The sequence below is a fragment of the Streptomyces sp. MnatMP-M17 genome (assembly GCF_900091995.1).
In the GTDB taxonomy this organism is placed as follows: Bacteria; Actinomycetota; Actinomycetes; order Streptomycetales; family Streptomycetaceae; genus Streptomyces.
Genome location: NZ_FMDK01000067.1, coordinates 1 through 11,132, shown reverse-complemented (window position 1 = coordinate 11,132; position 11,132 = coordinate 1). Strand labels below are relative to the sequence as shown.

Sequence of the window (11,132 nt, the reverse complement as noted above, 5' to 3'; positions counted from 1 at the left end):
GCCCGCTCGCGCGCCGGCTCTCCCACCAGGTCCGCGCCTACGGCTTCCTGATCGGCGGCCTGCTCTGCTTCGCGCTGTTCTCCTGGTACCCGGCGATCCGCGCGGTGATCATCGCCTTCCAGAAGTACACCCCCGGATCCGCCCCGGAGTGGGTCGGGACCGACAACTTCACCCAGGTCTTCCAAGACCCGGAGTTCGGGGCGGCCTGGCGCAACACGCTCACCTTCACCCTGATCGCCCTGCTCATCGGCTTCGCGGTGCCGTTCGTGATGGCGCTCGTCCTCAACGAGCTGCGCCACGCGAAATCGTTCTTCCGCGTGGTCGTCTATCTCCCGGTGATGATCCCGCCGGTGGTCAGCGCCCTGCTGTGGAAGTGGTTCTACGATCCGGGCGCCGGCCTCGCCAACGAGGCACTGCGCTTCCTCCATCTGCCCACCTCGAACTGGACCAACGGCGCGGACACCGCGCTACTGTCCCTGGTCATCGTCGCCACCTGGGCGAACATGGGCGGCACGGTCCTCATCTATCTCGCCGCTCTCCAGGGAATCCCCGGTGAGCTGTACGAGGCGGCGGAGCTGGACGGCGCCAACATCTGGCAGCGCGTACGCCATGTGACCATCCCGCAGACGCGCTTCATCATCCTGATGCTGATGCTGCTTCAGATCATCGCCACGATGCAGGTGTTCACCGAGCCCTTCGTGATCACCGGCGGCGGTCCGGAGAACTCCACCGTCACCGTTCTCTATCTCATCTACAAGTACGCCTTCCTCTACAACGACTTCGGCGGGGCCTGCGCCCTGAGCGTGATGCTGCTCATCGTGCTCAGTCTCTTCTCCGCCCTCTATCTGCGGCTCACCCGCACCGACGACTGAGAGGAGCGCAGCGCCATGACCCAGATCGCGCCGCCTCCCCGGCAGGCACCTCCCGCGGCCGAAGGAGCCACCCGGCGGAAGACGGACGGCTCGTCCGTACGGACTCTTGTCTCGCCGCTCGCGCTCGCGAGCACCCGGGGCAGGACGCTCTACTGGATCGTTTTCAGCGGAGTCGTCCTGGCCTTCGTCCTGGCCTTCCTGTTCCCGGTGTACTGGATGGCCTCGGGCGCCATGAAGTCTCCGGATGAACTGGTCCAGACACCGCCGACACTGGTGCCGAAGTCCTGGTCCCTCACCGCGTACACCGATGCCTGGGATCTGATGCAGCTCCCGACGCATCTGTGGAACACGGTGGTGCAGGCCGCCGGTGCCTGGATCCTCCAGCTCGTCTTCTGTACGGCGGCGGCCTACGCCCTGTCCAAACTGCGGCCGGCGTTCGGGAAGATCATCCTGGGCGGCATCCTGGCCACCTTGATGGTCCCCGCCCAGGCACTGCTCGTACCGAAGTATCTGACCATCGCCGATCTGCCGCTGATCCACACCAGTCTGCTCAACGATCCGCTCGGCATCTGGCTCCCGGCCGTCGCCAACGCCTTCAACCTCTATCTCCTCAAGCGGTTCTTCGACCAGATCCCGCGCGATGTGCTGGAGGCCGCGGAGATCGACGGCGCGGGAAAGCTCCGTACGCTCTGGTCGATCCTGCTGCCCATGTCCAGACCGGTGCTCGGTGTGGTGTCCATCTTCGCGCTGGTGGCCGTCTGGCAGGACTTCCTCTGGCCGCTGATGGTCTTCTCGGACACCGACAAGCAGCCCATCAGCGTGGCGCTCGTCCAGCTCTCCCAGAACATCCCGCTCTCGGTGCTGATCGCCGCCATGGTGATCGCCAGCATTCCGATGGTCCTGATGTTCCTGGTGTTCCAGCGGCACATCATCGCCGGCATCAGCGCCGGCAGTACCAAGGGCTGACCAGCCCCGCGCCGGCCCACCCCCCTCACCTCAACGCAGAAGGCTTCGCACTGTGAGACAGCCCTCCCCTGCCCCTATGGAGCCCGCCGACAAGAACTGGTGGCGGAATGCCGCCATCTACCAGGTCTACGTACGCAGCTTCGCCGACGGTGACGGTGACGGCACCGGTGATCTCGCGGGTGTACGGGCCAGGCTGCCGTATCTCGTGGAACTGGGCGTCGACGCCCTCTGGTTCACGCCCTGGTATCTCTCCCCGCTCGCCGACGGCGGCTACGACGTCGCGGACTACCGCACCATCGACCCGGCGTTCGGCACCCTCGCGGAGGCCGAGAAGCTCATCGCCGAGGCGCGTGAGCGAGGTATCCGTACGATCATCGATGTCGTGCCCAACCATGTCTCCGACCAGCACGCCTGGTTCAAGGCGGCGGTGGCGGCGGGCCCCGGCAGCCCCGAGCGCGATCTGTTCCACTTCAGGACCGGGCGCGGCGAGAACGGTGAGATCCCGCCCAACGACTGGATCTCCGAGTTCGGCGGCACGCCCTGGACGCGGCTCGACGACGGTGAGTGGTATCTGCATCTCTTCGCGACCGAGCAGCCCGACCTCAACTGGGCGCATCCCGCGGTACGTCAGGAGCACGAGGACGTCCTGCGCTTCTGGTTCGAACGCGGTGTCGCGGGCGTACGGATCGACTCGGCCGCGCTGCTCGCCAAGGACCCGGCCCTGCCGGACTTCACCGTCGGCCGCGATCCGCATCCCTTTGTCGACCGGGACGAACTGCACGACATCTACCGGTCCTGGCGTGCCATCGCCGACGAGTACGACGCGATCTTCGTCGGCGAGGTGTGGCTGCCCGACACCGAGCGCTTCGTACGGTATCTGCGCCCGGACGAGCTGCACACCGCGTTCAACTTCACCTTCCTGGCCTGCCCTTGGGACCCGGAACTGCTGCGCTCCGCGATCGACACGACGGTCGCCGAGCACGCGCCGGTCGGCGCTCCGGCCACCTGGGTGCTCTGCAACCACGACGTCACGCGTACCGTCACCCGGTACGGACGCGAGGCCAGCGGCTTCGACTTCGCGGCCAAGGAGTTCGGGACCCCGACCGACACGGAGCTGGGCACACGGCGGGCCCGCGCCGCCGCGCTGCTCTCCCTGGCGCTCCCGGGCGCCGTCTATCTCTACCAGGGCGAGGAGCTGGGACTGCCCGAGGTGGAGATACCGCTCGACCGGATCCAGGACCCGATGCACTTCCGCTCCGGCGGCACGGATCCGGGCCGCGACGGCTGCCGGGTGCCGCTGCCGTGGACGGCCGACGCGCCGTACGCGGGCTTCGGCTCGGAGACCGAACCGTGGCTTCCGCAGCCGGAGTCGTGGTCCTCGTACGCGGCCGATCTCCAGTCGGGCGATCCCGGCTCGATGCTCACGCTGTACCGCGAGGCCCTGCGGCTGCGCCGTACCGTACCGGGCTTCGGCGACGGACCGATGAGCTGGCTGGAGGCCGGCCCCGGGGTGCTGGCCTTCAGCCGTACGGACGGGCTGATCTGCGTGGTCAACCTCGGCGAGGAGTCCGCCGGACTCCCGCCCCACACGGGCGTCCTGCTCCTCAGCGGCCCGCTGACCGATGACGCCCGCCTGCCCCGGGACACGGCGGCCTGGCTGCAAGGCTGACCCGGGGCCGGCCCGCCTGTCTCCCGTCCGTCCGGGATCCGTCCGCTCAGAGCCTCCCCGCTCCGGGCAGGTCCCCGGGCGGACGGGGGCCGTTGTACCACCGGAGGCGGGTGGGGCCGTTGTACCACCGGCCGTGCCGACTTCGGCGCGGCCCGGGTGGCCGGCCGGTGCGCCCATATCCTGGAGCGGGCGGAGGACTCCAGGATCATCCGCTCGACTCGACCTCGACCTCGACCTCGACCTCGACTCGACCTCGACGCGGCACGGAGGCGCATTCGTGAGCAGGCAGCAGATCCCGGTGGTCGTACTCACCGGCTTTCTGGGATCCGGCAAGACGACCTTGCTCAACCATCTTCTGCGCCGCCGCGCGGGCCGGCGGATCGCGGTGGTCGTCAATGACTTCGGTGCCATCGAGATCGACGCCATGACGGTCGCCGGACAGGTCGGTTCGACGGTCTCGCTCGGCAACGGCTGTCTGTGCTGCGCCGTCGACGCGAGCGAACTCGACATCTATCTGGAGCGGCTCAGCCGGCCCGCAGCCCGGATCGACATCATCGTCATCGAGGCGAGCGGACTGGCCGAGCCGCAGGAACTCGTCCGTATGCTCCTCACCGGGGACCATCCGGGCACGGTGTACGGAGGACTGGTCCAGGTCGTCGACGCGGCCGAGTTCGACGCGACGCGGGAGCGCCATCCCGAGATCGACCGGCATCTCGCGATCGCCGATCTCGTGGTCCTGAACAAGACCGACCGGGTGGCGGAGGAGGAGCGGCGGCGCGTCCTGGCCGCCGTCGGCGGGCTCGCGTCCGGGACACCGGTGGTCTCCGCCTCGTACGGACGGATCGATCCGGAGCTGCTGTTCGACCCGGCCGTCGTACCGGCGGAGGAGGAGAAGGTCAGGCAGCTCTCCTTCGAGGATCTGTACGCGGAGTACGCGGAGGAGCCGCATGAGAGCCAGGATGCCCACGACGGTCATGAGGGCCATCTCCACGCGCGGTACGAGAGCGTCTCGTACACCGCGCGGGCACCGATGGACCCGCGCCGGCTCATGAAGTTCCTCGACTCCCGGCCCGAAGGGCTCTACCGGATCAAGGGATTTGTCGACTTCGGCGCGTTCGATCCGGGCAATCGCTATGCCCTGCACGCGGTCGGCCGGTTTCTGCGCTTCTACCCGGCACCCTGGGCGCGCGGTGAGGAGCGCCGTACGCAGCTCGTGCTGATCGGCTCCGGCATCGACGGCGACGCGCTGCTCAAGGAGCTGACGGTGTGCGAGGAGACCGGACCGGAGGACGCTCCCGTCGACGACCGGGCGATGTGGGGCGTCCTGCGGTACGTACCCGACGCGTCCGGGCCCGGAGCCGGGCCGGAGCCCGGAGCCGGGCCGGAGCCCGGAGCCGAGCCCGAAGGCCCGGCTCCCGACTGGCCGTAGCGGTGGCCGTAAAGGTGGCCAAGGCGGGATCCGGGCCCTCCTCCGTCAGTGCGCGGGCCCGGCCAGCGCGTCCACCTCCAGCGTGAACGGCGTACCCGAACCGTCCCGGCGCGGATCGGGATCCGGCAGCTCCACTGGTGCGCCGTTCTTCTGCGCCGCGCGCGCCGGGCTCGCTCCCGCCCAGGCCAGCGCCAGCAGGTCCTCGCCCTTCAGGAACCGGTGGCAGCGCACACCGCCCGTCGCCCTGCCCTTGCGCGGGTACTGGTCGAACGGAGTGAGCTTGGCCGTACGCACCGAGTCGTCCAGCGTGCCGTGCGAGCCGGTGACCGTGAAGACCACGGCGTCCGCCGCCGGATCCACCGCCGTGAAGGAGATCACCGTGGCGTCCTCGGTGAGCTTGACACCGGCCATACCGCCCGCGGCCCGGCCCTGCGGCCGTACCTGCGAGGCCTGATAGCGCAGCAGTTGGGCGTCGGAGGTGATGAAGACCAGATCCTCCTCGCCCGTGCGCAGCTCCGCTCCGCCGACGATACGGTCGCCCTCCTTGAGGGTGATGACCTCCAACTCGTCCTTGTTGGCCGGATAGTCGGGGACCACCCGCTTGACCACGCCCTGGAGCGTGCCCAGCGCGAGGCCCGGTGACGACTCGTCGAGCGTGGTCAGACAGACCAGCTCCTCGTCGTCCTCCAGCGCGAGGAACTCCGGGACCGGTGCTCCGCCCGAGAGATTCGGCGCCGAGGCGGTGTCCGGGAGCTGTGGCAGATCGATCACCGAGATCCGCAGCAGCCGTCCGGCCGAGGTCACCGCGCCGATATCGCCGCGCGCCGTCGCGGGCACGGCGGAGATGATCACATCGTGCTTGACGCGCCTGCCGTCGCCGCCCTCCAGCGGCTCGCCGTTGACCGTACGTGCCAGCAGACCGGTCGAGGAGAGCAGCACCCGGCACGGGTCGTCCGCGACCTCCAGCGGCACCGCGGCCACCGACGAACCGGCCGACTCCAGCAGCACCGTGCGCCGCGGAGTGCCGAACTTCTTCGCCACCGCGGCCAGTTCGGACGAGACCAGCTTGCGCAGCTCGGTGTCCGAGTCCAGGATCCCGGTCAGCTCGTCGATCTCGCCGTTGAGCCGGTCCCGCTCGCTCTCCAGCTCGATCCGGTCGAAGCGGGTGAGCCGGCGCAGCGGCGTGTCCAGGATGTACTGCGTCTGGACGTCGCTCAGCGAGAAGTGCTCGATCAGCCGCTCCTTGGCCTGCGCCGAATTGTCGCTGGACCGGATCAGCCGGATGACCTCGTCGATGTCGATGAGCGCGACGAGCAGGCCCTCGACCAGATGCAGCCGGTCGCGCCGCTTGGCCCTGCGGAACTCGCTCCTGCGGCGCACCACATTGAACCGGTGGTCCAGATAGACCTCCAGCAGCTCCTTCAGCCCGAGCGTCAGCGGCTGGCCGTCCACCAGCGCCACATTGTTGATACCGAAGGACTCCTCCATCGGCGTCAACTTGTAGAGCTGCTCCAGCACCGCCTCGGGCACGAAGCCGTTCTTGATCTCGATGACCAGACGCAGTCCGTGCGAGCGGTCCGTGAGGTCCTTGACATCCGCGATGCCCAGCAGCTTCTTGGCGGAGACCAGATCCTTGATCTTCGCGATCACCTTCTCGGGACCGACCGTGAAGGGCAGTTCCGTGACGACCAGGCCCTTGCGGCGCGGAGTGACGTCCTCCACCGTCGCGGTGGCCCGGATCTTGAAGGTGCCCCGCCCGTTCTCGTACGCGTCCTTGATGCCCGTCAGCCCGACGATCCGGCCGCCGGTCGGCAGATCGGGACCCGGCACGAAACGCATCAGCGTCTCCAGGTCCGCGGCCGGATGCTTGATCAGATGGCGGGCCGCCGCCACGACCTCGCCCAGATTGTGCGGCGGCATGTTCGTGGCCATACCGACCGCGATACCGGAGGCGCCATTGACGAGGAGGTTGGGATACGCGGCGGGAAGTGTGACCGGTTCTCGCTCCTGGCCGTCGTAATTCGGCTCGAAATCGACGGTGTCCTCGTCGATCGACTCCGTCATAAGTGACGTGGCGTCGGCCATCCGGCACTCGGTGTAACGCATCGCGGCCGGCGGATCGTCATTGCCGAGCGAGCCGAAGTTGCCATGACCGTCGACCAGCGGCAGCCGCATCGAGAACGGCTGTGCCATCCGGACCAGGGCATCGTAGATCGACGCGTCGCCGTGCGGGTGGAGCTTGCCCATCACCTCGCCGATGACACGCGCGCACTTCACATACCCGCGGTCGGGACGCAGGCCCATCTCGTTCATCTGGTAGACGATGCGGCGGTGCACCGGCTTCATGCCGTCCCGGGCGTCCGGCAGGGCCCGGGAGTAGATCACCGAGTACGCGTACTCGAGGAAGGAGCCCTGCATTTCATCGACCACGTCGATGTCGAGGATCTTCTCCTCGAAGTCCTCCGGCGGCGGGGTCTTCGTGCTGCGGCGGGCCATCGCTGCTGCGGCTCCTTCACAGGTCCTGTACGGCAACTTCTCTAGCTGACGCCGACCATTGTGGACCGAGCCGCTGACAACGCCGACCTCGACCCGTCGTTGAGACCGCGGCGACGGCGTGCGCGGAGGCCTTCACCGAGCCCCGGAGAGACCTCGGAGAGACCCTGGAAAGACGTCCGGCGAGACATTCGGTGAGGCGTCCGGTGAAGCGTGTGACAAGGGCGTTACGCACAGGAACTTCGCCAGGTGTCGGCACGCTTGCATACAGTGGCAGGACTTCTCCATATCGCGATCGAAGGGACGTACATGCCCATGGGTCACACGGCCACAGCGCAGGCCGGTTCAGGCGGCCTGACAGCGACTGAGCACCGCCTGGCCAACGGCCTGCGCGTGGTGCTCTCCGAGGACCACCTGACCCCGGTCGCCGCGGTCTGTCTCTGGTACGACGTCGGCTCACGTCATGAAGTCAAGGGCCGTACGGGACTCGCCCACCTCTTCGAGCATCTGATGTTCCAGGGGTCGGCCCAGGTGACGGGGAACGGTCACTTCGAGCTGGTGCAGGGCGCCGGCGGCTCGCTGAACGGCACCACCAGCTTCGAGCGGACGAACTATTTCGAGACCATGCCCACCCACCAGCTGGAGCTGGCGCTCTGGCTGGAAGCCGACCGGATGGGCTCGCTGCTCGCCGCGCTCGACGAGGAGTCCATGGAGAACCAGCGGGACGTCGTCAAGAACGAGCGCCGCCAGCGGTACGACAATGTGCCGTACGGTACGGCCTTCGAGCGGCTGACCGCGCTCGCCTACCCCGAGGGCCATCCGTACCACCACACGCCGATCGGCTCGATGGCCGACCTGGACGCGGCGACGCTGGAGGACGCCCGCGCGTTCTTCCGTACGAACTACGCGCCGAACAACGCGGTGCTCTCGGTCGTCGGTGACATCGATCCCGAGCAGACGCTCGCCTGGGTCGAGAAGTACTTCGGCTCCATCCCGTCCCACGACGGAAAGCAGCCGCCGCGCGACGGCACCCTGCCCGACATCATCGGCGAGGAGCTGCGCGAGGAGGTCCACGAGGAGGTCCCGGCGCGCGCGCTGATGGCCGCCTACCGGCTGCCGCACGACGGCACGCGCGAGTGCGACGCCGCCGATCTGGCGCTCACCGTCCTCGGCGGCGGCGAGTCCTCCCGGCTGCACAACCGGCTGGTGCGCCGGGACCGGACCGCGGTCGCCGCGGGCTTCGGACTGCTGCGTCTGGCGGGTGCGCCCTCCCTCGGCTGGTTGGATGTGAAGACGTCCGGCGGCGTCGAGGTCCCGCAGATCGAGGCCGCCGTGGACGAGGAGCTGGCCAGGCTCGCCGCCGACGGCCCGACCGCCGAGGAGATGGAGCGGGCCCAGGCCCAGCTGGAGCGCGAGTGGCTGGACCGGCTCGGTACGGTCGCCGGCCGCGCGGACGAACTGTGCAGGTTCGCCGTGCTCTTCGGCGATCCGCAGCTCGCGCTGACGGCCGTCACGCGCGTGCTGGACATCACCGCGGAGGAGGTGCGCGCCGTCGCCGCGGCACGGCTGCGCCCGGACAACAGGGCGGTGCTGGTGTACGAACCGCTCGCCTCCGAGGACGCCGCCGACGCGGCGCGGACGGCCGGCGACGAGACCGACGAGCACGAGGGGACGGACCAGTGAGCGACGCTGCCGTGACCATGGACTTCCATCCGCAGCCGACCGCCGGCGAGGCCAGGCCCTGGGCCTTCCCGGCGCCTGAGCGCGGTGCGCTCGACAACGGCCTGACGGTGCTGCGCTGCGACCGCCCGGGACAGCAGGTGGTGGCCGTCGAGATCAATCTCGACGCTCCGCTGGAGGCCGAGCCCCAAGGACTCGACGGCGTTGCCACGATCATGGCGCGCGCGTTCTCCGAGGGCACCGACAAGCACAGCGCCGAGGAGTTCGCCGCCGAGCTGGAGCGCTGCGGCGCCACGCTCGACGCGCACGCCGACCACCCGGGAGTACGGATCTCCCTGGAGGTCCCGGTCTCCCGGCTGCCCAAGGCCCTCGGCCTGCTCGCCGAGGCGCTGCGCGCGCCCGCCTTCGCGGACAGCGAGGTCGAGCGGCTCGTACGGAACCGGCTCGACGAGATCCCGCACGAGACCGCCAACCCGGGCCGCCGCGCCGCCAAGCAGCTCTCCAAGGAGCTGTTCCCCGCCGCCTCACGGATGTCCCGGCCGCGCCAGGGCACCGAGGAGACGGTGGAGCGCATCGACGCCTCGGCCGTCCGCGCCTTCTACGAGGCGTATGTGCGTCCCGCCACGGCCACCGCCGTGGTCGTCGGCGATCTCACCGGTGTCGATCTGGACGAGGTGCTCGCGGAGACTCTCGGCACCTGGACCGGTGACACCGCCGCGCCGCGTCCCGTACCGCCCGTGACCGCCGACGACACGGGCCGCGTGGTGATCGTGGACCGGCCCGGAGCCGTGCAGACGCAGCTTCTGATCGGCCGGATCGGCCCGGACCGGCATGACCGCGTCTGGCCCGCCCAGGTGCTCGGCACCTACTGTCTGGGCGGCACGCTCACCTCCCGGCTCGACCGGGTGCTGCGCGAGGAGAAGGGCTACACCTACGGCGTGCGGGCCTTCGGGCAGGTGCTGCGCTCCTCCGCGCCCTCGGAGCCGGGCGGTTCGACGGGCGCCGCGATGCTCGCCATCAGCGGCTCCGTGGACACCGCGTCCACGGGCCCGGCGTTGGACGACCTCTGGACGGTGCTGCACACGCTCGCGGCCGAGGGCCTCACCGACGCCGAGCGCGATGTGGCCGTCCAGAATCTGGTGGGCGTGGCGCCGCTGAAGTACGAGACGGCCGCCTCCGTCGCGGCCACGCTGGCCGACCAGGTCGAGCAGCACCTCCCGGACGACTTCCAGGCGCAGCTCTATGCCCGGCTGGCCGAGACCGGCACGGTCGAGGCGACGGCCGCGGCGGTCAACGCCTTCCCGGTGGACCGGCTCGTCACCGTGCTCGTCGGGGACGCCGAGCAGATCAAGGAGCCGGTCACGGCTCTCGGTATCGGGGAAGTGACGGTTGTCTCCGGCTGACAGATCCTGCCGACCGTCCGGCTGACCGAACGGTCATCGGTGGCCGGTTTTGATCGCTCGCCGAGTGGTCCGACGTCGGCCAGGTAAGACCGTCGGCCCGGTAAGCCCGGTAAAGAGAATCCTTCTGTGAGATAAACCCCGGTGGCACTCGGCACCGGGGTTTCCTCATATGTCCGCTTTAGTGTGGAGGTTGCCTGTCTGCCCTGTGGTGTGCGCTACAAAACGCCCTGTCCATTTGGTGATTGAAAGATGAGCCGCTTAGCGTCGGTCCGGCTGTTCGCCAGTACCCCGCCGCGACCGCGGCATCGGACAGCCATCGCCGAGTCCCCGTCAGGCGCGAGCCTGGGGAGCCGGGGACCCACACGCAGTCCCCGGGGTGAATCGGACGCCTTGGCGCACACCCGCGCGGAGGCGTCCGTAGGAGACCTTCCTGCGCCACCCCCTACCCCGGTAAGCGAGAAGGAAGGAAAGGACCACCTGCTACATGGCGTTTACTCGTGCCACCGGGAAGCATCGTGCCCGGAGCCGTCGGACTCGCAGAGGTATGAGCGCCGCCGGCGCCGCCACGCTCACCGCCACCGGTGTCATCAGCGCCCTGGCCGCACCGGCGCACGCCGCCG

General features: G+C 69.2%; 7 protein-coding genes and 1 pseudogene. 7 read left to right on the top strand and 1 reads right to left on the bottom strand.

Going from position 1 to position 11,132, the window contains the following annotated elements; genetic code table 11:
• The 4 genes from GA0115259_RS03655 to GA0115259_RS03640 form a co-directional block, all read left to right on the top strand.
• A partial coding sequence (locus GA0115259_RS03655) for a carbohydrate ABC transporter permease (RefSeq protein ID WP_093590715.1) occupies positions 1-872 on the top strand: 872 nt, incomplete at its 5' end.
• Between the two features lie 15 nt (positions 873-887).
• On the top strand, positions 888-1,838 hold the full coding sequence (locus tag GA0115259_RS03650; RefSeq protein ID WP_093590712.1) for a carbohydrate ABC transporter permease: 951 nt from the start codon (positions 888-890) through the stop codon (positions 1,836-1,838).
• A gap of 76 nt (positions 1,839-1,914) precedes the next feature.
• Positions 1,915-3,507, top strand: a complete 1,593-nt coding sequence (locus GA0115259_RS03645) for a glycoside hydrolase family 13 protein (RefSeq protein WP_093590709.1) — start codon at positions 1,915-1,917, stop codon at positions 3,505-3,507.
• Positions 3,508-3,784: 277 nt separating this feature from the next.
• Positions 3,785-4,936 carry a CobW family GTP-binding protein gene (locus GA0115259_RS03640; protein WP_256097893.1) on the top strand — a complete coding sequence of 384 codons (1,152 nt, stop codon included), beginning with the start codon at positions 3,785-3,787 and terminating at the stop codon, positions 4,934-4,936.
• 45 nt (positions 4,937-4,981) lie between these two features.
• On the opposite strand, the gene GA0115259_RS03635 is transcribed toward GA0115259_RS03640, so the two are convergent.
• A complete protein-coding gene (locus GA0115259_RS03635; RefSeq protein WP_093590703.1) occupies positions 4,982-7,432 on the bottom strand; it encodes a DNA gyrase/topoisomerase IV subunit A in 2,451 nt (816 codons plus the stop codon).
• A 306-nt stretch (positions 7,433-7,738) separates the two neighbouring features.
• Here GA0115259_RS03635 and GA0115259_RS03630 point away from each other — a divergent pair, with 306 nt between their 5' ends.
• From GA0115259_RS03630 to GA0115259_RS41460, 3 genes and pseudogenes are all read left to right on the top strand, one after another.
• Positions 7,739-9,112 (top strand): M16 family metallopeptidase, encoded by a 1,374-nt coding sequence (locus GA0115259_RS03630; RefSeq protein ID WP_176732418.1) that lies wholly within the window; start codon positions 7,739-7,741, stop codon positions 9,110-9,112.
• 17 nt (positions 9,113-9,129) lie between these two features.
• Complete coding sequence (locus tag GA0115259_RS03625) at positions 9,130-10,512, top strand: M16 family metallopeptidase (RefSeq protein ID WP_093590718.1); 1,383 nt, start codon at positions 9,130-9,132, stop codon at positions 10,510-10,512.
• A gap of 484 nt (positions 10,513-10,996) precedes the next feature.
• Positions 10,997-11,132: pseudogene (locus GA0115259_RS41460) on the top strand (M23 family peptidase); the annotation flags it as partial.